Annotated in this window: 24 protein-coding genes; 10 read left to right on the top strand and 14 right to left on the bottom strand. The window is 72.1% G+C overall.

The genetic code is table 11. The features are described from left to right. The first annotated feature begins 220 nt into the window (after positions 1 to 220). From ACFUO4_RS45440 to ACFUO4_RS45425, 4 genes are all read left to right on the top strand, one after another. The gene (locus tag ACFUO4_RS45440) at positions 221 to 694 is read left to right on the top strand and encodes a MarR family winged helix-turn-helix transcriptional regulator (RefSeq protein WP_383497152.1); all 474 of its coding nucleotides are present in this window, start codon (positions 221 to 223) and stop codon (positions 692 to 694) included. Further along, complete coding sequence (locus tag ACFUO4_RS45435; protein WP_383497149.1) at positions 691 to 1,512, top strand: ABC transporter ATP-binding protein; 822 nt, start codon at positions 691 to 693, stop codon at positions 1,510 to 1,512. Before ACFUO4_RS45440 ends, ACFUO4_RS45435 begins: the two co-directional genes overlap by 4 nt. After that, positions 1,472 to 2,317 carry an ABC transporter permease gene (locus tag ACFUO4_RS45430; RefSeq protein WP_383497146.1) on the top strand — a complete coding sequence of 282 codons (846 nt, stop codon included), beginning with the start codon at positions 1,472 to 1,474 and terminating at the stop codon, positions 2,315 to 2,317. The genes ACFUO4_RS45435 and ACFUO4_RS45430 overlap by 41 nt, the downstream gene beginning before the upstream one ends. A 192-nt stretch (positions 2,318 to 2,509) precedes the next feature. Next, a complete protein-coding gene (locus ACFUO4_RS45425) occupies positions 2,510 to 3,025 on the top strand; it encodes a hypothetical protein (protein ID WP_383497143.1) in 516 nt (171 codons plus the stop codon). 15 nt (positions 3,026 to 3,040) lie between these two features. On the opposite strand, the gene hemC is transcribed toward ACFUO4_RS45425, so the two are convergent. The 5 genes from hemC to ACFUO4_RS45400 form a co-directional block, all read right to left on the bottom strand. Next, on the bottom strand, positions 3,041 to 3,976 hold the full coding sequence (hemC, locus tag ACFUO4_RS45420) for a hydroxymethylbilane synthase (RefSeq protein ID WP_383497140.1): 936 nt from the start codon (positions 3,974 to 3,976) through the stop codon (positions 3,041 to 3,043). A gap of 51 nt (positions 3,977 to 4,027) precedes the next feature. After that, on the bottom strand, positions 4,028 to 5,035 hold the full coding sequence (locus ACFUO4_RS45415) for a questin oxidase family protein (RefSeq protein WP_383497137.1): 1,008 nt from the start codon (positions 5,033 to 5,035) through the stop codon (positions 4,028 to 4,030). A gap of 100 nt (positions 5,036 to 5,135) precedes the next feature. Further along, entirely contained in the window at positions 5,136 to 5,915 is a 780-nt protein-coding gene (locus tag ACFUO4_RS45410; RefSeq protein ID WP_383497134.1) for an NPP1 family protein, read from the bottom strand. 178 nt (positions 5,916 to 6,093) lie between these two features. After that, on the bottom strand, positions 6,094 to 7,074 hold the full coding sequence (locus ACFUO4_RS45405) for an ATP-dependent DNA ligase (RefSeq protein ID WP_383497131.1): 981 nt from the start codon (positions 7,072 to 7,074) through the stop codon (positions 6,094 to 6,096). 80 nt (positions 7,075 to 7,154) lie between these two features. Further along, the gene (locus ACFUO4_RS45400) at positions 7,155 to 7,910 is read right to left on the bottom strand and encodes an SDR family oxidoreductase (RefSeq protein WP_383497128.1); all 756 of its coding nucleotides are present in this window, start codon (positions 7,908 to 7,910) and stop codon (positions 7,155 to 7,157) included. Between the two features lie 116 nt (positions 7,911 to 8,026). On the opposite strand from ACFUO4_RS45400, the gene ACFUO4_RS45395 reads away from it, so the two are divergent. Further along, positions 8,027 to 8,707 (top strand): TetR/AcrR family transcriptional regulator, encoded by a 681-nt coding sequence (locus ACFUO4_RS45395; protein WP_383497125.1) that lies wholly within the window; start codon positions 8,027 to 8,029, stop codon positions 8,705 to 8,707. A gap of 65 nt (positions 8,708 to 8,772) precedes the next feature. On the opposite strand, the gene ACFUO4_RS45390 is transcribed toward ACFUO4_RS45395, so the two are convergent. Beyond that, positions 8,773 to 9,450, bottom strand: coding sequence for a response regulator (locus ACFUO4_RS45390; RefSeq protein ID WP_383497122.1), 678 nt, complete (start codon positions 9,448 to 9,450; stop codon positions 8,773 to 8,775). After that, entirely contained in the window at positions 9,447 to 9,635 is a 189-nt protein-coding gene (locus ACFUO4_RS45385; RefSeq protein ID WP_383497120.1) for a hypothetical protein, read from the bottom strand. The genes ACFUO4_RS45390 and ACFUO4_RS45385 overlap by 4 nt, the downstream gene beginning before the upstream one ends. A 259-nt stretch (positions 9,636 to 9,894) precedes the next feature. Here ACFUO4_RS45385 and ACFUO4_RS45380 point away from each other — a divergent pair, with 259 nt between their 5' ends. The 4 genes from ACFUO4_RS45380 (at position 9,895) to ACFUO4_RS45365 (ending at position 14,045) form a co-directional block, all read left to right on the top strand. Beyond that, positions 9,895 to 10,548, top strand: coding sequence for a TetR/AcrR family transcriptional regulator (locus ACFUO4_RS45380; protein WP_383497117.1), 654 nt, complete (start codon positions 9,895 to 9,897; stop codon positions 10,546 to 10,548). Between the two features lie 192 nt (positions 10,549 to 10,740). Then, positions 10,741 to 11,121 (top strand): MauE/DoxX family redox-associated membrane protein, encoded by a 381-nt coding sequence (locus ACFUO4_RS45375; protein ID WP_383497114.1) that lies wholly within the window; start codon positions 10,741 to 10,743, stop codon positions 11,119 to 11,121. Next, positions 11,118 to 11,585, top strand: coding sequence for a peroxiredoxin (locus ACFUO4_RS45370; protein WP_383497111.1), 468 nt, complete (start codon positions 11,118 to 11,120; stop codon positions 11,583 to 11,585). Before ACFUO4_RS45375 ends, ACFUO4_RS45370 begins: the two co-directional genes overlap by 4 nt. 120 nt (positions 11,586 to 11,705) lie before the next feature. Continuing rightward, complete coding sequence (locus ACFUO4_RS45365; protein ID WP_383497108.1) at positions 11,706 to 14,045, top strand: SpoIIE family protein phosphatase; 2,340 nt, start codon at positions 11,706 to 11,708, stop codon at positions 14,043 to 14,045. A gap of 12 nt (positions 14,046 to 14,057) precedes the next feature. Here the strand turns inward: ACFUO4_RS45365 and ACFUO4_RS45360 are convergent, their stop codons facing one another. From ACFUO4_RS45360 to ACFUO4_RS45350, 3 genes are all read right to left on the bottom strand, one after another. After that, on the bottom strand, positions 14,058 to 14,495 hold the full coding sequence (locus ACFUO4_RS45360; RefSeq protein WP_383497105.1) for a cupin domain-containing protein: 438 nt from the start codon (positions 14,493 to 14,495) through the stop codon (positions 14,058 to 14,060). A gap of 87 nt (positions 14,496 to 14,582) precedes the next feature. After that, positions 14,583 to 15,179, bottom strand: coding sequence for a DNA polymerase ligase N-terminal domain-containing protein (locus ACFUO4_RS45355; protein WP_383497102.1), 597 nt, complete (start codon positions 15,177 to 15,179; stop codon positions 14,583 to 14,585). A 68-nt stretch (positions 15,180 to 15,247) separates the two neighbouring features. Next, on the bottom strand, positions 15,248 to 16,078 hold the full coding sequence (locus ACFUO4_RS45350) for an aldo/keto reductase (protein ID WP_383497100.1): 831 nt from the start codon (positions 16,076 to 16,078) through the stop codon (positions 15,248 to 15,250). A gap of 95 nt (positions 16,079 to 16,173) precedes the next feature. Between ACFUO4_RS45350 and ACFUO4_RS45345 the strand changes: the two genes are divergently transcribed. Next, positions 16,174 to 17,238 (top strand): LacI family DNA-binding transcriptional regulator, encoded by a 1,065-nt coding sequence (locus tag ACFUO4_RS45345; protein ID WP_383497179.1) that lies wholly within the window; start codon positions 16,174 to 16,176, stop codon positions 17,236 to 17,238. Here the strand turns inward: ACFUO4_RS45345 and ACFUO4_RS45340 are convergent. From ACFUO4_RS45340 to ACFUO4_RS45325, 4 genes are read right to left on the bottom strand one after another with little or no spacing between them, the layout of a single operon-like run. Continuing rightward, positions 17,201 to 18,571 carry a glycoside hydrolase family 32 protein gene (locus ACFUO4_RS45340; protein ID WP_383497097.1) on the bottom strand — a complete coding sequence of 457 codons (1,371 nt, stop codon included), beginning with the start codon at positions 18,569 to 18,571 and terminating at the stop codon, positions 17,201 to 17,203. The two genes, ACFUO4_RS45345 and ACFUO4_RS45340, sit on opposite strands and share 38 nt — an antisense overlap. Continuing rightward, positions 18,568 to 19,422, bottom strand: coding sequence for a carbohydrate ABC transporter permease (locus ACFUO4_RS45335; protein ID WP_383497094.1), 855 nt, complete (start codon positions 19,420 to 19,422; stop codon positions 18,568 to 18,570). Before ACFUO4_RS45335 ends, ACFUO4_RS45340 begins: the two co-directional genes overlap by 4 nt. A gap of 16 nt (positions 19,423 to 19,438) precedes the next feature. After that, positions 19,439 to 20,392: a carbohydrate ABC transporter permease gene (locus ACFUO4_RS45330; protein ID WP_383497091.1), complete on the bottom strand. Its 954-nt coding sequence runs from the start codon at positions 20,390 to 20,392 to the stop codon at positions 19,439 to 19,441. Continuing rightward, the gene (locus tag ACFUO4_RS45325; RefSeq protein ID WP_383497089.1) at positions 20,389 to 21,798 is read right to left on the bottom strand and encodes an extracellular solute-binding protein; all 1,410 of its coding nucleotides are present in this window, start codon (positions 21,796 to 21,798) and stop codon (positions 20,389 to 20,391) included. The genes ACFUO4_RS45330 and ACFUO4_RS45325 overlap by 4 nt, the downstream gene beginning before the upstream one ends. Positions 21,799 to 21,833 lie beyond the last annotated feature (35 nt).

Here is a 21,833-nt window from a genome sequence, read left to right as displayed (position 1 = left end):
ATGGGAGGAGCGCTGCGCGGACGACAGGCGGAGGACGCCGGGGCCGAGAAGCGGCTCCCACGGACGTGCCTCCGGTCCGAAGCACATAAATGCGAATTCCCGCTACAAACCGATCCAAACAATTCTGCGCCCGCGGACCTCGACGTGGCCTTGACCGTCCCTTGTGGCCTTGACCGTCCCTTGGGTTCATTACCTCTGCTACAGAGATAACCTCGGTGGTGTGCAGGACGAGACCTTTCCGGAGGAGCTGGCCGACGCGCTCGTCGGGGTTCAGCGGCTGATCCGGCGCCGACTGCGCCGGGAGATGACCGCGCCGCACCTGCGGGGCGCCGAGGTGGAGTTGCTGCGGCTCGTCGTGGACCGGCCCGGCATCCGCATCTCGGACGCCGCCAAGGACCTCTGCCTGGCGGGCAATTCGGTGTCGACGCTGGTCAACCAGCTGGCCCGGCAGGGTTATCTGGTCCGCGAGACCGACCCCGCGGACCGGCGGGCGGCCCGGCTGCTGCCCACCCCCGCGGCCGAGGCCCGGCTCGTCGCCTGGCGCCGGCGCCGTGCCGACCTCGTGCGCCGGCAGGTCGCCGAGCTCGCCCACGCGGACCGGGAGGCGCTGGTCGCGGCGGTCCCGGCGCTGCGGCGACTGGCGGACAACCTGCGCGAGGAACGCGAGGCACCTGAGGAAGGAGAGCAGCCATGACACCGGACGCCGTCGCGTGCACCGGGCTCGCGTACGCCTTCGGCGGTACCCGCGCCGTGGACGGACTCGACCTGACCGTGGCCGAGGGCGAGGTCTTCGGACTGCTCGGGCCCAACGGCGCGGGCAAGACCACCGCCATCCGCTGCATCACCACCCTGCTGCCCGTCCCGGCGGGCATGGTCCGGGTCTTCGGGCACGACGCCGCCGAGGACCGCATGGCCGTACGACGCCTGCTCGGCTACGTGCCGCAGCAGCTGTCCGCCGACCAGGGGCTCACCGGCCGCGAGAACGTGGCCCTGTTCGCCCGGGTCTTCGACGTGCCCCGCCGCGAACGCGCCGCGCGCGTCGGACAGGCCCTGGCCGCCGTCGACCTCACCGACGCCGCCGACCGGCTCGCCAAGACCTACTCCGGCGGCATGGTCCGCCGCCTCGAACTCGCCCAGGCGCTGGTCAGCGCGCCCCGGCTGCTGATCCTCGACGAGCCGACCATCGGCCTCGACCCGATCGCCCGCACCGGGGTGTGGGACCACATCAACGCCGTCCGCGCGGCCACCGGCATGACGGTCCTCGTCACCACCCACTACATGGACGAGGCCGACCAGTACTGCGACCGGGTCGGCCTCATGCACCACGGCCGCGTCCGCGCCCTCGGCACCCCCGCAGAACTGCGCCAGGGCCTCGCCGCACGCCGCGGCACGACCACCCTGCCCACCCTCGAGGACGTCTTCCGCGAGGTCGCGGGCAGCGGTCTCGACGACGAGTCAGGAGACTTCCGCGATGTCCGAAGCACCCGCCGTACCGCAGGCCGCGTCGGCTGACGGCATCGGCCTGCTGCTCCAGGCGCCCCGGCCCCGCGCGGGCTGGCGGCTGCTGCCCGCCCGGGTCGGCGCGATGTGCGCCGTGGAGCTCCAGAAACTGCGCCACGACCGCACCGAGCTGTACACCCGCGCGGTCCAGCCGGCCCTCTGGCTGCTGATCTTCGGCCAGACCTTCACCCGCATCAAGGCGATCCCCACCGACGGCATCCCCTACATCGACTACCTCGCGCCCGGGATCATCGCCCAGTCCGCGATGTTCATCGCCATCTTCTACGGCATCCAGATCATCTGGGAGCGCGACGCCGGGATCCTCAACAAGCTCCTCGTCACCCCCACCCCGCGCTCGGCGCTGATCACCGGCAAGGCCTTCGCGGCCGGCGTGAAGTCGCTCGTGCAGGCCGTGGTGGTCGTGGTCATCGCCGCCGTGCTCGGCGTCGCCCTGACCTGGAACCCGCTGAAGCTGCTCGGCGTCGCGGCCGTCGTCGTCCTGGGCTCGGCCTTCTTCTCCTGCCTGTCGATGACCATCGCCGGCATCGTCCTGAGCCGCGACCGGCTGATGGGTTTCGGACAGGCCATCACCATGCCGCTGTTCTTCGGCTCCAACGCCCTCTACCCGCTCTCCGTGATGCCGGGCTGGCTCCAGGCGGTCAGCAAGGTCAACCCGCTCAGCTATCAGGTGGACGCCCTGCGCGGCCTCCTCCTCGGCACGCCCGCGCATCTCGCCCCCGACTTCGCGGTGCTGCTCGTCGCCGCCGGGCTCGGCATCGCGGCGGCCTCCTCGTTGCTCGGCCGGCTCGCTCGCTGATCTTGCGCACGGACGTGATGTGCGGCACGCCCGAGCACGGCCCGAGGAGTGCTCCGGCCGGATTCTTCCTGCGCACGGCATGATCGCTGATCAAAGGGGGTGAATGGGCTGGCCACAGCGCATTCTGCTCATTTGACAGTGCACTGAGCACACAGATAGGAAGCAGCTCTCTGAGGGTGGAGAGGGTGGATTGTGTACGAGCCGAACGTGGTCGGGGACTGGCAGGAGTACGACGAGCATGCCGGCCTGCGTGTCCGCGTCCACCGCCTGGAGGCCGCGGAGCCGCCACGCGGACGGGACGACGCCGCCGAGGGGCTCACGTACTTCTGTGTGCGGGTGACGGTCGAGAACCGCGGTGCCCGGCACTCCACGATCCATCTGGAGGACGGTCAGATCGACGTACGGGTCGGTCCCGACGGCGAGGGCGCCTTCATCGACTGGCGCAACTCGCAGTTCATCGAGGGCTTCGACGTCTACCCCCTGCGCCGGGCCACCGCCATCCTCTACGCGGCCGGGCCGGAGGCCGCGCTGAGCCAGGTCGACGTGCAGATCCAGCTGCGCGTCGACGACGACTGGGCCGACCGGCGGCTGTGGGCGGGCGGCATCGGCCTGCTCGAAGGGGCCGTGCAGCCGGGGACGGCCCGTGAGGGCCTGGCCTGTCAGGTCAGCAACTTCCTGCGGGACCAGGCCGAGGAAGGCACCGCCTGACCGTCGCCCCGGTCGTCAGTGCGGGATCCCGTCGATGATTTCGCGGGCGCCCTGACGCAGCAGCGCGACGGCCACCGACGTGCCGAGCGTGGCCGGGTCGAGGCGGCCCGCCCATTCGTGGGCGTTCAGCCGGGTCTTGCCGTCGGGCGTGAACACACAGGCCCGCAGCGACAGTTCGCCACCGTGGTCCACACGCGCGTACCCGGCGATCGGGCTGTTGCAGTGCCCTTGGAGGACGTGCAGGAACATCCGCTCCGCGGTGGCCTCCCGGTGCGTGTCGGGGTCGCCAAGACCGCTCACCGCGTCGATCAGCTCGGTGTCGCCCTCGCGGCACTGCAGGGCGAGGATGCCCGCGCCGATCGGCGGCATCATCGTCTCGGGGGAGAGGATCTCGCTGATCACGTCCTCGCGGCCGATGCGCTCCAGACCGGACACCGCGAGCAGTAGGGCGTCCGCGTCCCCGGCCGCCAGCTTGGCCAGCCGCCGGTTGGCGTTGCCCCGGAACGGCACGCACTCCAGATGCGGGTGGGTGGCGGCGAGTTGGGCGACCCGGCGTACCGAGGAGGTGCCGATCCGCGTCCCCTCGGGCAGTTCGTCCAGGGTGAGCCCGCCGGGGTGGATCAGGGCGTCCCGGATGTCGTCGCGCTTGAGGAACGCGGCGAACGTGGTGCCGGCCGGGAGCGGCCGGTCGGCCGGCACGTCCTTCACGCAGTGCACCGCGAGATCCGCCTGGCCGGCCAGCAGGGCGGCGTCGACCTCCTTGGTGAACGCCCCCTTGCCCTCCACCTGGGACAGGTCGCCCAGCCACTTGTCACCGGTCGTCCTCACCGGCACGACCTCGGTGCGCACACCTGGATGAAGGACGCCCAACTCGACGCGGACACGCTCCACTTGGGCCAGCGCCATGGGCGAGTCGCGGGAGACGATACGGATCAGCTCGGGCACGGACATGCGGGACACGATAGACCCTTCGGGTGGACGTTCCGTGCCGTACCGGTGGGATCAGACCAGTGGATCGCTCATCTCGACCGCGCGCAGCGCCGCCGCCAGTGCCTGCTCGTCGCCGACGTCCAGGGCCGTGTCGGCGAGCTTGATGACGTGTTCGTCGCCGTGGGCGAGGGCGCGTTCCAGGACCTCCTCGGGGGCGAGGCGGGCCGGTGGCGTGTAGCTGACGGGTTCGGCCGGGCCGTACATCGCGGTCACCGCCGCGGACGCGGTCCACGCAGCGTGCAGGCTCGGTGCCCACAGGTCGCGGGGGAGTGAATCGAGGGTGCGCAGCACGGCGTTGGGGGCCGTGGCCGCGTGCACCAGCATGGTCGGCTCGCCGTGGCCGTGGGTGGCGTAGCGGTGGGTCGCGGCGCGGACGAGTTCGGTGAGGCGGGCGCGGGCGGTGTCGGGGTCGGTGACGTCGTCGGCCCAGACGGGGAGTTGGTGCACGGCGGCCAGGCGCTTGCGGAAGCCCACGTTGCCGGGCGCGATGGCCGGTACGGCGTCCAGGGCCTCGACGGCGGTCGGCGCGCCCGGCACCGCCGTGATGCCGGTGAGCGGCTGGTGACGGGCCGCCCAGTAGCCCATGGCGTGCGCGAACTCCGCGATGCGGGGCGGGGTCTCGGCGGCCTCCAGGGCCCGTACCGCGTGGCCGACGCGGATGACGGTGTGGGTGGCGCCGCCGTACAGGCCGGACAGCAGCCGCGGCCACCAGGTCGCGAGGACGTCCCGCCAGGGCCGCTCGGCGAGCAGGCGGGCGTAGTAGTCGGTCCAGTCCGCTATGCGGCGCGGATCGCCCAGCGCCTCCGCCCAGTTGGCGTCCGTGACCGGCTCCGAGCGGTCGGGGAAGTCGTCCAGCCTGTCCTGGTAGCGGTCCAGCCAGCGGTGGACCGCGCCTGCCTGTCCGTGCGTCGCCAGGGCCTCGACGACCATGGGGGCGTGGTTCGTGAGCCAGCCGTCGAACTCCGGGCCGGCGGCGTGGACGCGGTCGAGGGCTTCTTCGAGGTGTCCGGTCGTGGTCATGACCGGACGGTATGCCGGACGCGGGGGTGCGGTGATCGGGCGCGGGACGGAAACCCGGCGGTGCGCGGGACCTAGGTCCCGCGCCCGAGGACCGCGCTGCTCAGGCGTTCGGGTCGAACGCGATGCCGGAGGGCTTGGCCGAGCTCAGGTGCGCGGCGAAGTTGGCGTCCTTCAGGCCGAAGTTGGCGCTGCCGAAGTCGTACGCGCTGAGCTTGTCGCGGATCGCCGTCGACGGGTAGCCGTTCCAGCCGACCAGCGGCGGGTACTGCCAGGTGCCCTTGGCGTTCTCCGGCGGCTCGTCGCCCAAGCCGGCGAGCCGGAAGCAGTGGGTGCTGATGCCGTCCTTGTGGTAGACGATCTTCGCGTGGGTGCCCTCGAAGCGGACGCTGGAGGCGGCGCTCACTGTGAACGAGCCGTGGTTGGACGTCGACACGTACTGGACCGTGCCGTTCTGCACCCAGATCACGACGTGCTCCCAGTCGTGCCGGTGGCCGCCGATGCTGCTGTTCGCGAGGGCCTGGTCCTTCTCGAAGTACAGGCCGTACAGGTAGGCGCACCAGCCGTTGTTGCACTTGTAGCGCGAGTAGGTGTTGGTGTTGTTCAGGTCCGAGAGGTCGTGGCAGTCGCCGCTGAGCGAACCGGTCGGCTTGAGGCCGCCGTTGACGGTGCCGTCGGGGCCGATCGCCGTCGAGGAGTAGCAGCCGTCCGTGTCGTAGTCGAAGGCGGGCTGGTACGTGTACTCGGCGGCCTCGGCGTTGGTCGGCAGCGCCGCGGGCGGGGCGGCCAGGGCGGTGCTGGGGAAGGCGAGCACCAGCGCGGCGGCGCCGGCCGCGCCGACGGCCCATCTCTTGCGGTGCGTTCCGGAACGGTTCGACGACACTGCGTCCTCCTCTTGGCGCGGGCGCAGCCCAACGGCTGTGGGGGAGAGGGAAGTTGCCCTGCCCGGGAAGTTCCGCTTCCGGGCCAGGACAGCTTCCCGGCTTTTCATGTCCGCGCCAAGAGGTCGTAAGCAACTCACAGGTAACAACCGTCCGAACGCTTGGATCGCGTCCGGGATCTCAGACGGAATCGTCCGGGAGGTCGGCGGCCGACTCCTCCGGGGTGAGGTCCGGCCGCAGGCGCAGCCAGGACGGTTGACGCAGCAAGCCCGCGCGGGTGCGGGTGCTGTAGCGGACCTCCCCGACCAGCCGGGGCAGCACCCAGCGGGCGCCGGCGACCCGTGGCGCCGGACTGAAGGGGCAGGTGTCCGTGGCGGCGGCGCTCAACAGCCCGGCGAGGTGCGTCCGTTCCGCTTCGCTCCACCCCGTGCCCACGCTGCCGACGTACCGCAGCCGCCCGGCGGCCCGCTGGCCCACCAGGACCGCGCCCGGCAGGCCGGTGAGCCGCCCTTTGCCGGGCAGCCAGCCCCCGACGATCACGTCCTCGCTGTGCATGTTCCTGATCTTGATCCAGGCGCGGGAGCGCACCCCGGGTTCGTAGACGGAGTCCAGCCTCTTGCAGACGAGGCCCTCCAGACCGTGGGCGCGCGTGGCTTCCAGGGCCTGGGCGCCGTGCCCGACGAGGGCGCCCGGCGTGGACCAGAAGGGCCCGTCCAGGCCGAGTTCCTGAAGCTGTTCGCGTCTGCGGAGGTAGGGGAGGGTGATCAGGGGCCGGTCCGCCAGGTGCATCACGTCGAACAGCACCAGGTGCACGGGCGTTTCGGCCGCCTTCCGCGCGGCCCGGGCGGGTGCGTGGGCCAGGCCCATCCGGGACTGGAGCAGCTGGAAGTCGGCGCGGCCCTGTGCGTCGAGCGCCAGGATCTCGCCGTCGAGGACGGCGGGCCGGCGGCCGAGCGCGCCGCCCAGCGACCGCAGTTCGGGGTAGGCGGCGGTGATGTCCTCGCCCGACCGGGCGCGCAGCGTCACGCTTCCGTCCCCGGGCAGGTAGGCCACGACGCGCTGGCCGTCCTGCTTGGTCTCGTAGGCCCACCGGGCGTCCTGCGCGGCGGGCGGCAGGCTGCCGGGGGTGGCCAGCATGGGCGGGATCAGGGGGAGGCTCACGGCTCAGTTGTCGACGGGCCCCGGCCCCGGCACGCCCGCCGACGGGCGGTTTCGCCTGAACGGCGGCCGGGGGCGCCGCCTCAGATGATGCCGCCGTTGGCCCGCAGCACCTGCCCGTTGACCCAGCGGCCGCCGGGGCCGGTCAGGAACGACACCACGGCGGCGATGTCCTGCGGGGTGCCGAGCCGCTCCAGCGGGGGCTGCGCGGCCAGCCGGGCCACCGTCTCCTCGTCCTTGCCGTTCAGGAAGAGGTCGGTGGCGGTCGGGCCGGGGGCCACGGCGTTGACCGTCACGTCACGGCCGCGCAGCTCGCGCGCGAGGATCAGCGTCAGCGCCTCGACCGCGCCCTTGCTCGCGGCGTACGCGCCGTAGCCGGGGAAGGCGAGGCCGACGACCGAGGACGAGACGTTCACCAGCGCCCCGCCCGGGCGGAGCCGGCGGGCGGCCTGCTGGTCGACGGCGAACGTGCCGCGGATGTTCGTGCGGTACAGCGCGTCGAGGTCGGCGAGGTCCAGCTCCGCGATCGGGGCCAGCGGCATCCGGCCCGCCGCGTGCACCACGGCGTCGACGCCGCCGTACACCGTCTCGGCCTGGTCGAACAGCGCGGCGACCTCGGTCTCGTCGCCGACGTCCGCGCGGGCGGCGAAGGCGCTGCCGCCCTCGGCCTCGATCTCACGCACGACCTCGTCGGCCGCGTCCTTGCTGCCCGCGTAGCCGACCACGACGGCGAAACCGTCGGCGGCGAGCTGCCGGGCGACCTGCCGTCCGATGCCGCGCGAGCCGCCGGTCACGATCGCGACGCGCTGTCCGGTGCCGGGTTCGGTGTGGGTGGTCATGATGGCTCCCTCATGAGTTAGCGGCGCTACGTTCATTTCGTAACGACGATAACACGGGATCGTAGCGATGCTATTCCCCCTTCGTATCACCGCTACGAATGGCGTACCGTGCACCCATGGACGCGAGGGAAAAGATCCTGGAAGCCGCCGCGAAGCTGCTGGCCGAGTCGCCGGCCGGCGAGGTCTCGACGCGGGCCGTGTGCGAGGCTGCCGGGGTCGGGGCGCCGATGCTCTACCGGCTCTTCGGCGACAAGGCCGGACTGCTGGCCGCCGTGGTGGACCGGGGCTTCGAGCAGTACCTCGCCTCCAAGCGGGCGGCCCGGCCCGGGGACGACCCCGTCGCCGACCTCAGGAGCGGCTGGGACAACCACATGCGCTTCGCGCTCGACCACCCCCACCACTACCGGCTGATGTACTCGCCCGAGCTGACCGTCCCGCCCGCCGCGGCGCGCGAGGCCCACGCCCTGCTGCACGCGATCCTCGAACGCTGCGCCGCGGCCGGACGCCTCACCGTCCCGCCCGCCGTCGCCACGCAGGTGATCATGTCCGCCAACGTCGGCGCGGCCCTGTCGTTGCTCACCCGGCCCGAGCAGTACCCGGACCCGGGCTTCTCGACGCGGCTGCGCGACGCGGTGATCGACTCGTTGACCCGCTCGGCGGCACCGGAACCGGGGGACGGCGTCCCGGTCGCCGCCGCGACCCTCGCGGCCCGGCTGCGCGCCGCCCCGCCGAAGACGTTCACCGCGGCGGAGTCGGCGCTGCTCCAGCAGTGGCTGGACACCCTCGCGGAGAGCTGAGGCGGATCGCGGCCGCACCGAGGGCTGGCGGCTGAGGCGAACGGACGGCCTCCCCGAGGGCTGAGTCAGCTGGACGGGGCGATCTGCACCAGCCCCGACTGGTAGGCCATGACGACGAGTTGGGCGCGGTCCCGGGCGCCCAGCTTGGTCATCGCGCGGTGCACATGGGTGCGCACCGTCAGCGGACTGACGGCCAACAGCTCGGCGATCTCCTCGTTGGAGCGCCCCTCGGCCACCCGCGCCATCACCTCGCGCTCCCTCGCGGTGAGCGGGGCCAGGTCCCCCGGCATCGCCGCCGGGCTGCCCGGGGCCGGGGCGGCGAGGAACCGGCTGATCACCGTGCGGGTGGCGAGCGGCGACAGCAGGGACTCGCCCGCAGCAACCGTCCGCACGCCCGCCAGCAGCGCGTCCGCCGTGACGTCCTTGCCGAGGAACCCGCTCGCCCCGGCCCGCAGCGCCCGCGCCACGTACTCGTCGATCTCGAACGTCGTGAGGATCAGCACCCGGGTGTCCCTCAGCTCGGGATCGGCGCAGATGGCGGACGTGGCGGCGAGGCCGTCGGTGCCGGGCATCCGGATGTCCATCAGGACCAGGTCGGGACGGTGGGTACGGGCCAGCCGGACGGCCTCGGCGCCGTCGGCGGCCTCGCCGACCACCTCCATGTCGTGGCAGGAGTCGACGAGGATCCGGAAGGTGGCCCGCAGCAGGGCCTGGTCGTCGGCGAGGAGTACGCGGATGGTCATGGGGTCCGTTCTTCCGGTTCCGGTGCGGAGGGGGCGTGTGGGGCGGAGGGGACGGTGGTCGCGGTGGGGAGCAGCGGCAGGCGGATCTCGCCGGCGGGCAGGACGCACGCGAAAAGCAGGGCCGCCGTCATCGCGTCGACGGTGCGGGCGTGCTCGTCCGCATGACGCTGCCAGGGGATGCTCATCGCGCTCTCCGGTCGGGGTGCTCGGGACCATCATCCAGACCGGAACCGGCCGACGCGGGGACGCGCCCGGACACGGAGTGCCCTGGTCGTGGACGTCGTCGCCGGGAAGCACGCCCCGCACGGGCGTCGTCTCGCTCGGGGCGGGGGCCACCCGCTGCGGACGCGAGACCGCTGAGGCCTCTCTGACGTGCCGTTGCGTAGGCTTCCCCCGCGGCACGACAGCACGGCGGAACGCCGGCACGGCGAACGGAAGGCGACGATGGCGGCAGGCAGGGCGGTACGGGCGGAGCAGGTCAGCGCGACCCGGGAGCTGATCCTGACGGCGGCCGAGCGGCTGTTCGCCGAGCGCGGCGTCTACGCCGTCTCCAACCGCCAGGTCGGCGAGGCCGCCGGACAGGGCAACAACACCGCCGTCGGCTATCACTTCGGCACCAAGGCCGACCTGGTCCGCGCCATCATCCGCAAGCACGCCGCGCGCATCGAGGAGATCCGCGCCCGGCTGCTGGCCGGGATCGGCGACTCCACGGACGTACGGGACTGGGTGGACTGCCTGGTACGCCCCGTCCCCGAACACCTGGCCGCGCTCGGCAGCCCCACCTGGTATGCGCGGTTCTGCGCCCAGGTCGCCACCGACCCGGCCCTCCACCAGATCATGGTCGAGGAGTCCCTCACCTCGCCGTCCATGCGGCAGATCGTCGAGGGGCTCAGGCGCTGTCTGCCCGAGCTTCCCGTCGAAGTCCGCGCCGAACGCGGGGAGATGGCCCGCCATCTGATCCTGCACGTCTCCGCCGAGCGCGAGCGCGCCCTGGCCGACAGCATCCCCACCCCGCGCACCAGTTGGCAGGCGGCCGCCTCCGGTCTCGTGGACGCGGTCGTGGGGATGTGGCTGGCACCGGTGACGCCGGAACGCTGACCGGAACGCGCGAGGCCGCCGCCCACCGCTGCGGCCGGCCCTCCACGAGCGCCTTCTGTCGACGTCTCCGGCAGCTCCTCCGGCCACCCGCCCGGACCCGCAACCGGCGCTCCCCGTAGGGCAAGAGGCCGCCGTACGAGCTGCTTGTACGGTCCAGTAATATCCCGCGGCAGACCCCCCATAGGAGGAACCGTGCCGCGGTCCCAACGCTCACCCCTGCTGCTCGCCGGCCTGCTGGCCACAGCGGGCGTCGCCCACTTCGCCAACCCCCGCCAGTTCGACGCCCTCGTCCCCCGCGCCCTGCCGGGCACGCCGCGGACCTGGACGTACGCCAGCGGCGCCGTGGAACTGGCGCTGGCCGCCGGGGTGGCACTGCCGCGGACCCGGCGCACCGCCGCGCTCGCCACGGCCGCGTTCTTCGTCGGGGTCTTCCCCGCCAACGTGAAGATGGCCGTCGACTGGCGCGACCGCCCCGCCCCGCAGAAAGCCGCCGCCCTGGGACGGCTGCCCCTGCAACTTCCCCTCGTGCTGTGGGCACGCAACGTCGCGAACAACGGAAAGGGCCGGGCATGAGCAAGGTGATAGCGGTCGGTGACACGATCGAGGACTTCGAGCTGCCGGACGAGACCGGCACGCCCCGCAGCCTGACCTCGCTGCTGGCGGACGGGCCCGTCGTGCTGTTCTTCTACCCGGCCGCGATGACCCCCGGCTGCACCGCGGAGGCCTGCCACTTCCGCGACCTGGCCGCCGAGTTCGCCGCGGCCGGCGCCCGCCCCGTCGGCATCAGCGGGGACTCCGTGGAGCGCCAGCAGGAGTTCGCGGGCGCCCACTCGCTCGGCATGCCGCTGCTGTCCGACGCGGACGGGACCATCCGGGAGCGGTTCGGCGTGGCCCGCGGCTTCTCGCTGGCACCCACCAAGCGGGTCACCTTCGTCATAGGGCAGGACCGCACCGTGCTGGAGGTCGTGCGCAGTGAGCTGCGGATGAACACCCACGCGGACAAGGCGCTGGCCGCGTTGCGGGCCCACCAGAAGTGACGCGCGCGTCCGAACCGGGGCGGGAGGCGCCCGCCTCCGCACCGCCCCGGAAGTGACGCCCGGGTCCCCAAGGCCCCACCGCGGTTGTTGCCGTGTGGCAAAAGGACCATCCTGGACGATATGGAGCACGCCTCCGCCGTGGCGATCATCGACGCCCGCGGCACGGTGACGGGGTGGAGCGACGGTGCCCGGCGAGTGACCGGCTACCCGGCCGAGGAGGCCGTGGGGCGGCCGGTGCGTGAGCTGCTCGCCGAGGACCCGCCGCCCGAAGCCATGGCCACACTGGCCGGCCCCGTCGTCCTGCGGCACCGCGACGGATCGTCCGTCGCCCTGCACGTCACGGCGTGCCCCGTGCTGGGCGAGGGCGGCGGCCCCGGCGGATACGTGATCACCGCCGCGCCGCCCGGGGAACGCGAGCCCTCCCTGGCGGAGCGGGCCTTCCAGCAGGCCTCCGTGTCGCTGTCCGTGTTCGACACCGGCCAGCGCTATCTGCGGCTCAACGACGCTTCCTGCCAGGTCATGGGGGTCCCTGCCGAGACCCTGCTGGGCCGGTACTTCATGGACACCGTCCAGGACGTCGGCTACAACCGCGGATTTCTGCGGCATCTCGAGCAGGTCGTCGAGACGGGCAGGCCGACCCGCTACGAGAGCTACGCGCACGCGCCGTCCTCCAACCGGGAGCACGCCTGGACCACCGAGATGTGGCCGGTCCGGGACGCCGACGGCCAGATCGTCGGAACCGGCATGGCGGCCTTCGACAACACCGAGCAGTACTGGGCCCGCCAGCGGCTGGCCCTGCTGAACGAGGCGGCCGCCGCCATCGGCACCACCCTGGACCTCGTGCGCACGGCGGAGGAACTCATGGGGGTCGTGGTGCCCCGGTTCGCCGACTTCGCCAGCGTCGACCTGTTCGACTGGGTCCTCGGGGCGGAGGAAGGGCCGGAGCCGACCGACACGGAGGTCGCGCTGCGCCGCGTCGCGCATGGCTCCTGCACCGAGGGCACCCCCGAAGCGGCCGTCCACCTGGGCGAGATCGACTTCTATCCCGCGTTCTCACCGCCCGCCCGGGCGATACGGGAAGGCCGGCCCGTCCTCAGCCAGGCGGGCGAGCCCGCGTTCACCCGGTGGGTCGCGGAGCGCAACGCACGCGCCCCCGCCGGACAGCGCCACCGCATCGGCGCCCACTCGATGATGGCGGTGCCCCTGCGAGCGCGCGGCACCACGCTCGGAGTGGCGGTCGCCGTCCGCATCGGCCAGCCCGACGACTACGTCCCCGACGACGCCGTGTTCGCCGAGGAACTCGCCAGCCGGGCCGCCGTCTGCATCGACAACGCCCGCCGCTTCGCCAGGGAGCGCACCACCGCGCTGGCCCTGCAGAACAGCCTGCTGCCCAAGGGCCTGCCCGGACAGGCCGCCGTCGAGGTCGCCCACCGCTATCTCCCGTCCGGCTCCCTGGCCGGCATCGGCGGCGACTGGTTCGACGTGATCCCGCTCTCCGGCGGCCGCGTCGCCCTCGTCGTCGGTGACGTGGTCGGCCACGGCATCTCCTCCTCGGCGACGATGGGCCGCCTGTGCACGGCCGTCCGTACCCTCGCCGACGTCGACCTGCCGCCCGACGAGCTCCTCACCCACCTCGACGACCTGGTCACCCACCTGGCCGCCGACGACAGCGACGACGAGGTGGCGGAGCTCGGCGCGACCTGTCTCTACGCCGTCTACGACCCCGTCTCGAGGCGTCTGACCTTCGCCGCCGCCGGCCATCCGCCGCCCGCCCTCGTGCTGCCGGACGGCACCTCGGAATGCGTCCCCATGATCGCGGGACCCCCGCTCGGCGTGGGCGGCCTGCCCTTCGAGGCCGGTGAGGTGGAACTCCCCGAGGGCGCGATCGTCGCCCTCTACACCGACGGCCTCGTCGAGGACCGCGACCGCGACATCGACCACACGACGAGCGAACTGTGCCGGGCCCTGACCGCGCCCGCCAGCTCCCTCGACGCGCTGTGCGACTCCGTCCTGAAGGCCGTCCTGCCGGAGGAGCCCAGCGACGACGTGGCCCTGCTGCTGGCCCGCACCCGGGCGCTCGGCGCCGACCGCGTCGCCACCTGGGACATCCCGCCCGACCCGGCCCATGTGGCCCAGGCCCGGCAGGCCGCCACCGAGCAACTGACCGCCTGGGGACTGGACGAGGCGGCCTTCGTCACGGAACTCGTCGTGAGCGAACTCGTCACCAACGCCATCCGGTACGGCGAACCGCCCGTCCAGCTCCGGCTGATCCGCGACCGGACCCTCATCTGCGAGGTCTCCGACGGCAGTTCCACCTCGCCGCACCTGCGCCGCGCGCACGCCTACGACGAGGGCGGGCGCGGCCTGCTGCTGGTCGCCCAGCTCACCCAGCGCTGGGGCAGCCGGCAGACCGGCTCCGGCAAGACGATCTGGGCCGAACAGCCGCTGCCCCCGGCCTGACGGCAGGGTCCCTCACTCGAAGGGGCAGCCCGGGTTCGGCACGTCCTCGGAGAACGGCGAGCCGTGCGGCAGCACGTACAGCACCTCCAGGACCAGCGGGGTGTCGCCGAGGTTGCGCCCGAGGTGGACGTCGCTCGGCCCGCCCGGCTCGCGCACGACGGTGCCCTGCGGGTAGACGCCGTCGACGGCGCAGTCGGAGTGGTAGTGCGTGAGCGTGCCCTGCTTCACGTACCCGTAGACGGTGCCGTCGTGATAGTGCCATCCGGTCGCCTGGCCGGGCGGCACCGTGATCTCCCGGAGGGTGTAGTCGGTGCCGCCCACGGTCTTCTGGGCGATCAGCCTCGTGGTGACCCCGGGCCCCGGCGGGGTCGCGTGGGCGGCGGTGCCGGCGGCGAGGGCGGTGACCAGGGCCAGCGTCCCGGCTGTGGCGACGCGGAGCTGGGTGCGCATACGGGGCCTCCAGGTGCTCGGGCGGACGATCTACCGCTGCGAACATAGAGGCATAGGTGGGCAGTCGGGGGCGGATTCAACAGACTGTCATGAGCCGTTCCCGGCGACCTGGGCGAGCGTCCGGCCGGAGCGGACCGAACGGGCGCGCCGCGGATCGGGCGTGCCCTGCCGCCGTGCGTGATCCGCGGAGCCCTTCACCAGGAGCCAGGACTCGTCCTTCCCGGTGCGGAACCGGGTGAGCGCGTACTCGCCGCGCAGCTTCTCCCCGTGCAGACGGAAGGTGGCGTGCCCGTGTTCCAGCGACTGAGCGAAGTCGACGGGCCGCCCCTTCCGGTCGTGGCTGAGCGGCTCGTAGGTCCCGCGGTCCCACACGATCACCGTCCCGCCGCCGTACTCGCCCCGCGGGATCACCCCTTCGTACTCCTCGTACTCCAGCGGATGGTCCTCGGTCGGCACGGCGAGCCGCTTGTCCCGGGGATCGCCGGACGGCCCCTTGGGCACCGACCAGGACTTCAGCACGTCGCCCACCTGCAGCCGGAAGTCGAAGTGCAGGGTGCTCGCGTCATGGATCTGCACGACGAACCGGGGTGCGTCCCCCGCGGGCGCCTGCTGCCCCCGCGGCTCACCGGTCCGGCCGAAGTCCCTCTTGCCGTGGTAGTCCCGCAGCGGGTCCCGCTCAGCCATCCGCGACTCCTTCCGTACGGGCGCACGGAGTACCTGGTACCAGTGGTCGCACCGGGTACCCCCTGCGCTCAGAACTCCTCGTGCGTCTCCGGATCGCCGCCCTGCCGCCGGTGTTCCCGGTCGGCGATCGCGGCCAGCTGGTCCGGGTCCAGCTCGAAGCCGAAGACGTCGAGGTTCGCGCGCTGCCGCCCGGGGTCGGACGACTTCGGGATGGGTACCGCGCCGAGCTGGGTGTGCCAGCGCAGGACCACCTGGCCCGGCGTCACCCCGTGCGCCTCGGCGATGCCGGCGATCACCGGGTCTTCCTGCAGCTCGGCACGGCGGCCGAGCGGACTCCAGCTCTCGGTGACGATGCCCTTCGCGGCGTGGAAGGCGCGCAGCTCCTCCTGCGGGAAGTGCGGGTGCAGCTCGATCTGGTTGACGGACGGCAGTACGCCCGTCTCCTTCTCCAGCCGCTCGATGTGCTCGGAGGTGAAGTTGGAGACCCCGATCGACCGCACGAGACCGTCCTCGCGCAGCTTGATCATGGCGCGCCAGGAGTCCACGTACTTGTCGACGCGGGGGAGCGGCCAGTGGATGAGGTACAGGTCGACGTAGTCCAGGCCGAGCCGGCGGCGGGACTCCTCGAAGGAGGCCAGGGTCTCCTCGTAGCCATGGTGGCGGCCCGGGAGCTTCGTGGTCACCACGACCTCCTCGCGCGGTACCCCGCTGCGGGCGACGCCGAGGCCGACTCCGGCCTCGTTGCGGTAATTCGTCGCCGTGTCGACCAGGCGGTAGCCCAGGCGCAGGGCCTCGGTCACCGCCCGTTCCGCGTCCGCGTCGTCCAGGGGCCAGGTGCCCAGGCCGATCGCCGGGAAGCGCGTGCCGTCGTTGAGTGTGTGTACCGGGTGGTTGCTCACTGCCGGACCTTTCCCTCGACCGTGTCCTCCCTCCAGCGTCACGGATAGGGTGAGCGGTGATCAAGCGGACGGCGGGGACGATGACAGCGGACGGCATGGGCAGCACCGAGGAACAGCAGCCGACGGGCAAGCAACGCCCCACGTCACGGGATGTGGCGCGGCTCGCCGGCGTCTCGCACACCGCGGTGTCCTTCGTGTTCAACGGCCGCGCCGAGGGCAACCTCTCGCCCGCCACCCAGGAGCGCATCCGCCAGGCCGCCGCCCAGCTCGGCTACCGCCCGGACCCCGTCGCCCGCGGCCTGCGCCGCCGCCGTACGGCCGTGATCGGCCTGGTGACCGACGAGATCGCCTCCTCGCCGTTCGCGGGCCGGCTGCTGCGCGGTGCCATGGAGACGGCCTGGGACAGCGAGCACCTCGTCCTGACCGTCGACTCCGGCGGCGACCCGGCCAAGGAGGACGCGGCGGTCGCCGAGCTCCTCGACCGGCGCGTGGACGGCATCATCTACGCGGCCTTCTCGCTGCGCCGGGTCCGGGTCCCGGAGGGTCTGCACCGCACCCATTCCGTGCTCGCCAACTGCGTCCCCGAGGACGACTCCCTGCCCGCCGTCATCCCCGCCGAGCGCGCGGGAGGCCGTACGGCGGCCCGGTTGCTCCTCGACGAGGGGCACCGCAGGATCGCCCATGTCGGCGGCCTCGACGACATCGCCTCCGTCGAACGCCTGCGCGGCTTCCGGGACGCCCTGCGCGCCGAGGGGATCACCGTCCCGAAGGAGTGGGTCGTGCGGACGGGCGGCGAGATCTCCGGCGGCCACGAGGGCGCGCTCAAGCTGCTCGACGGGGTGCCCGCCGACCGCCGCCCCACCGGGATCTTCTGCTACAACGACCGGGTCGCGGCGGGCGTCCTGCACGCCGCGACCCGGCTCGGGCTGTCCGTCCCCGAAGACCTGTCCGTGGTCGGCTACGACGACCAGGAGCACATGGCCGCTCATCTGTCCCCGCCCCTGACCACGGTCGCGCTGCCGCACCGGGCGATGGGCGAGGCGGCGACGCGGCTGCTCCTCGACGCGATCGACACGGGCAAGACGCCGCCCGCGACGGTACGGCGTCTCGCGTGCCCGGTGATCAGCCGTGCGTCGGTGGGACCTGCTCCCATCCGGTGACGGTGGCCCCCGCTCCCGACACGGTGAGTTCTGCTACGTCGCCGTCGCGCCGGTAGACCCGTTCGGTGACCGTCGCCCGGTCGTCGACGAACACCTCGAGCAGGGACCCGTCGACGAGAACACGCACCTGCCGTGCGGGCGCCCGCACCACGACCGGCGCCCGGCCTCCCGTGCCGCGGTCCACGGTCACCGTGCCCGCGTCCGGATCGAGGACGACGGTCAGTTCCGGGCCGCCGTCCGCGGACCGCAGCAGCCCCACGGTCGTCCGGGTGCGGGCGGTGACCGTCAGGTCGTACGACCGCGGCAGCGGGGTCCGTCCGTCCGGCGCGGTGATGAACGGCTCGGGTGCGCGCAGCAGGTGGAGTTCCGGTGCCGGTACGACGCTCAGCGTGCCGTCCGGGTGGGCGCCCACGACCCGGGGCGCGGTGAGGGTGCCGGCCCAGCCCGCGCGATCGACCTCGTCCTGCGTTCGGGACTCCCACGACCAGCCCCACATCAGGGCCCGGTCCTCCTCCTGGAGCACGGCGGGAGCGTAGAAGTCACGCCCGTGGTCGAGTTGACCGCCGCCGCGTGCCGCGAACGTCAGTCCGCCGTCGCCGTCGGGTTCCAGACGGCCCGTCAGATACCCGGTGCTCATCGGGTCGCCGTCCCACAGGGACACCACCAGCACCCACGCTCCGCTCTGCGTCGCAAACAGCTGCGGGCACTCCCAGCCGACCGCCTTGTCGCCGAACACGTCCGTCGCCACCGGGTCGTTGCCGTCCAGCAGCACGCCCGCGAAGCGCCAGTCGGCCAGGTCGTCGCAGTCGTAGAGCAGGACCGAGGGCGTGCCGTCGGCGTGGCCCGCACCGACCAGGGCCCAGCGTCGTCCGGCGGCGCGGAAGACGAACGGGTCGCGGAACATCACGACGTCCAGGCCCTCCGGCGGGCCGCTGACGACGGGCGTCGGCAACGGCTTCCAGTCGGTGAGGGTCTCGTCGTCGGGGACCACGGAACGGGCCAGGCAGATCGTGCCGAGGCCGGTGTGGTGCCGGTCGATGCCGGTGTAGACGGCGGTCGGCACGCCGTCGTCGTCGACCATGCAGCCCGACCAGCAGCCCGCCTCGTCGGGGCCGCCGGGGGTCGGGGTGAGCGCGATCGGGTGGTGCTCCCAGTGGGCGAGGTCGGGGCTGGAGACATGGCCCCAGTGGACGTTCGTGTGGACGGGGGCCTCGGGGTTGTGCTGGTAGAAGAGGTGGTACCGGTCCCGCCAACGGAACGGCCCGTTCGGGTCGTTGATCCAGTTGGCGGGCGGGCGGACCCTGAAACGCGGGGCGTCGGGGTCGACGTTCAACGGTTGACTCCTGCGGACGTGATGCCCTCGCGCAGAGGGCGCTGGCCGACGACGAACACGGCGACGGCGGGGATCATGGAGAGCACGACACCGGCGAGGACCACCGAGATGGAGCCGGTGCCGAGGTTGCCCTGGAGCGAGACGAGGCCCAGCGGCAGGGTGTAGTTCTGGCCGGAGGTCTCCAGGATCAGCGGCCGGAAGAACTCGTTCCAGTGGTAGTTGAAGGCGAGCACGCCGACGATCGCGAGGCCGGGCGTGGCCAGCGGGGCGTAGACCGAGCGGAAGGTCCGCCAGGGCCCGCAGCCGTCCAGCATCGCCGCCTCGCCCAGGTCCTTCGGCATGCCGAGGAAGTACTGCCGCATCAGGAAGGTGCCGAAGGCGGTCGGGAACGCCGGAATGATCAGGCCGAGCAGCGTGTCGGTCAGACCCATCGACTTGAGCACCAGGAACACCGGGACGATCGTGACCTGCAAGGGGACCATCATGGTCGCCAGGACCAGACCGAACAGCGGCTTCTTGAAGCGGAACTCCAGGCGGGCGAACGCGTACCCCGCGAGCCCGGCCGTGATCATCTGGCCGACCGCGATCAGAGCGGTCACCAGGGTCGAGTTGAGGGCCAGCAGCCACACGTCGATCTGATCGAAGACGCCGCGGTACGACTCGATCGTCGGGCTGGTCGGAATGATCTTCGGGGGCAGGTCGAAGGACTCCGCCGGGGTGCGCAGCGAGGTCGAGACGGTCCAGATGACCGGTCCCAGGGTCAGCAGGGCGCAGACGGCGAGGCCGGCGACGCGGGCCCAGGGTGCGAGGGTGTGCCGTGCCCGGCTCGCGGTCAAAGTCGCTTGGCTCATGGTGAGTTCACCCGGCTCACTGGTAGTGGACGAAACGCCGGCTGAGCCGGAACTGAAGGGCGGTGACCGCCATGACGAGCACGAACAGCAGCACGCCCACCGCGGACGCCTCACCGAAGCGCAGCTGCTCGAACGCGGTCTCGTAGATGACCATCACGACGGTGCGGGTGGAGTCACCGGGGCCGCCGTTGGTCAGGACGTAGGGCTGCTCGAAGACCTGGAGCGCGTTGATGATGCCGACCACCGACGCGACCAGCAGGGTCGGGGACAGCAGCGGCAGCGTGACGCTGAGGTGCTTGCGCAGTCCGGTCGCGCCGTCGAGCGAGGCGGCCTCGTGGATCTCCTTCGGGATGTTGTTCAGGCCGCCGACGAACAGCAGGAACGAGAAGCCGAACTGCTGCCAGACATAGACCAGGATGACCGCCGCCATCGCAGAGTTCTCCGAGGTCAGCCAGGGCACGGGGGCGATCCCGATCAGCCCCAGCAGCCAGTTCACGAGCCCGAAGTCCTGGTTGAACAGGTACTTCATCACCACCGAGATCGACGCGGCGGACAGGATGAGCGGGAAGAAGAACGCCGAGCGGAACACCGACCGCAGCCACACCGGCATGCGCCCGTTCACGGCCAGGGCCAGGGTGAGTGCGATCAGCAGCTGGAGGGCCACCGCGAGCACCATGAACACGAGCGTGTTGCGGAAGGAGACCAGAACGGTCGAATCGTTCACCATCTCGCGGTAGTTGGCCGCTCCGGCGAAGGTGGGCGAGTCGATCACGTTCCAGTGGAAGAGGCTCAGCACGATCGATCCGACGATCGGGACGACCGTGAAGATCACGATGCCGACGATGGTCGGCGCCAGGAACAGCGCGGCCAGCAGCCGGGTCCCGCGCTCGCGGGCCGACGGCCGGGGCGCGGGCGCGGCTTCGGCCACCTGCCGCTGCGGCCGTACGGCGGGTATCTGGGTGTTCGTCATACGTCACGCTCCATGGCCTTCTCCAGGTCGGACTGCATCCGGCGCAGCGCGGGGGCCACCGAGCGGCGCGAGGCGAGGGCGGTCCCGGTGTGCTTGAGCAGCACCTGCTCGACCTCGGCGACCTGCGGCGGGGCGGGGATCGGGCCGGTGTCGGGGAACTTGTCGAGGGTGTCGTAGAAGACCTGCCAGTGACTGGGGCCCATCTCCCGGTAGCGGTCGGCGGTGAGCATCGAGCGGCGGGCCGGGGTGGTCTGGTTGGTCTCGAAGAGCCGCATCAGGGTGTCCCTGCGGGAGGCGAACTTGATGAACTCCCAGGCCTCGTCCTGAAGTTTCGAGGTGCGCAGCAGGGCGTAGCCGGCGGCGCCGAACTGCATGCGCTGGGTGCGCCAGCGCGGGAAGTACTGCACGTCGAAGCTGCCGTTCTTCATGCCGGCCAGGTTCAGGCCGCCCGCCCAGAAGCCGCCCGCGGGGGTGACGCCGACGCGGCCGGTGGAGAACACGCCGATGAGGTTCTGGCCGTTGCCGCCCTCGGGGCGGGTGCACAGGTCCTCCTGGATGAGGGAGGCCAGATAGTCGTAGGCCTCCTCGACGCGCTCGTGGGTGGCCTGCGGGGTCGTCCACCGGTAGCCGCCGCCGCGGCCCTGCCGGTCGGCGGCCGGGTAGAAGGAGTCCCACAGCCAGGAGCCGCCCGGCGCCTTGGACTCGCTCAGCAGGTTGGTGTCGTTGGCGAACAGCCACGGGACCACGCCGCCCCACAGGCGGTTGGTCCAGAAGTACGGCGTGAACTGCGAGCCGCTGGACTTCTTCATGTCCCGCAGCAGCGTGGTGAAGTCGTCGCGGGTCCAGTCGGCGGCCGGGAAGGACGCGCCGGCCCGCTTCAGGACCTGGTCGTTGAGGTAGATGTCGGCGGCGTTGAACTCCACGGGGAGCTGGTAGAGGCTGCCCTCGTACATCATCGACTCCACCAGCGAGGGGTGGACGTCGGCGAAGTACTCGCGCAGCTCGTCCGCGTCCCGCTTCACCCACTTGTCGAGGGCGACGCCGAGGCGCTGGGCGAACAGCTGGACGCCCTCGGTGGCGACGTAGACGAGGTCGGGGGCGGTGCCCGCCGCGATCTGGGTGAGGATCTTGGCGAAGAAGTCGGACCAGTCGGTGGCCTGGACCGCGTTGATCCGCAGCTTGATGTCGGGGTGGACCTTCTTGAAACCCTCGGTGAGCGTACGGATGGCCTCCGGGCCGTAGGCCGGGCCGAGGGTGGCGACGACGAGGGAACCGTCGTCACGGCCGGGTATGTCGGCTCCCGTGAGCCGGTCCCAGCTCGCGGCGGTGCCGGCCAGCGCGGCGGCACCCGCGCCGTAGGCGCCGTACCGCAGCAGTGCGCGGCGGGAGAAGTGCGAGTCGGTCATCCAACGGGCCTAACTCGTGTTAGTTCAGGGTTGAT

Source organism: Streptomyces sp. NPDC057280, assembly GCF_042668605.1.
Classification (GTDB): Bacteria; Actinomycetota; Actinomycetes; order Streptomycetales; family Streptomycetaceae; genus Streptomyces.
Note: the sequence above shows the minus strand (reverse complement) of the source record. Positions and strands in the feature narration are given on the sequence as shown.

What these genes read in the sequence shown, in the direction of transcription:
- ACFUO4_RS45335 (WP_383497094.1), bottom strand. Translation starts at nt 19,422, where the DNA reads ATGAGCCAAGCGACTTTGACCGCGAGCCGGGCACGGCACACCCTCGCA.
- ACFUO4_RS45330 (WP_383497091.1), bottom strand. Translation starts at nt 20,392, where the DNA reads ATGACGAACACCCAGATACCCGCCGTACGGCCGCAGCGGCAGGTGGCC.
- ACFUO4_RS45395 (WP_383497125.1), top strand. Translation starts at nt 8,027, where the DNA reads ATGGACGCGAGGGAAAAGATCCTGGAAGCCGCCGCGAAGCTGCTGGCC.
- ACFUO4_RS45415 (WP_383497137.1), bottom strand. Translation starts at nt 5,035, where the DNA reads ATGACCACGACCGGACACCTCGAAGAAGCCCTCGACCGCGTCCACGCC.
- ACFUO4_RS45370 (WP_383497111.1), top strand. Translation starts at nt 11,118, where the DNA reads ATGAGCAAGGTGATAGCGGTCGGTGACACGATCGAGGACTTCGAGCTG.
- ACFUO4_RS45355 (WP_383497102.1), bottom strand. Translation starts at nt 15,179, where the DNA reads ATGGCTGAGCGGGACCCGCTGCGGGACTACCACGGCAAGAGGGACTTC.
- hemC (WP_383497140.1), bottom strand. Translation starts at nt 3,976, where the DNA reads ATGTCCGTGCCCGAGCTGATCCGTATCGTCTCCCGCGACTCGCCCATG.
- ACFUO4_RS45365 (WP_383497108.1), top strand. Translation starts at nt 11,706, where the DNA reads ATGGAGCACGCCTCCGCCGTGGCGATCATCGACGCCCGCGGCACGGTG.
- ACFUO4_RS45360 (WP_383497105.1), bottom strand. Translation starts at nt 14,495, where the DNA reads ATGCGCACCCAGCTCCGCGTCGCCACAGCCGGGACGCTGGCCCTGGTC.
- ACFUO4_RS45390 (WP_383497122.1), bottom strand. Translation starts at nt 9,450, where the DNA reads ATGACCATCCGCGTACTCCTCGCCGACGACCAGGCCCTGCTGCGGGCC.
- ACFUO4_RS45400 (WP_383497128.1), bottom strand. Translation starts at nt 7,910, where the DNA reads ATGACCACCCACACCGAACCCGGCACCGGACAGCGCGTCGCGATCGTG.
- ACFUO4_RS45435 (WP_383497149.1), top strand. Translation starts at nt 691, where the DNA reads ATGACACCGGACGCCGTCGCGTGCACCGGGCTCGCGTACGCCTTCGGC.
- ACFUO4_RS45385 (WP_383497120.1), bottom strand. Translation starts at nt 9,635, where the DNA reads ATGAGCATCCCCTGGCAGCGTCATGCGGACGAGCACGCCCGCACCGTC.
- ACFUO4_RS45380 (WP_383497117.1), top strand. Translation starts at nt 9,895, where the DNA reads ATGGCGGCAGGCAGGGCGGTACGGGCGGAGCAGGTCAGCGCGACCCGG.
- ACFUO4_RS45430 (WP_383497146.1), top strand. Translation starts at nt 1,472, where the DNA reads ATGTCCGAAGCACCCGCCGTACCGCAGGCCGCGTCGGCTGACGGCATC.
- ACFUO4_RS45345 (WP_383497179.1), top strand. Translation starts at nt 16,174, where the DNA reads ATGGGCAGCACCGAGGAACAGCAGCCGACGGGCAAGCAACGCCCCACG.
- ACFUO4_RS45325 (WP_383497089.1), bottom strand. Translation starts at nt 21,798, where the DNA reads ATGACCGACTCGCACTTCTCCCGCCGCGCACTGCTGCGGTACGGCGCC.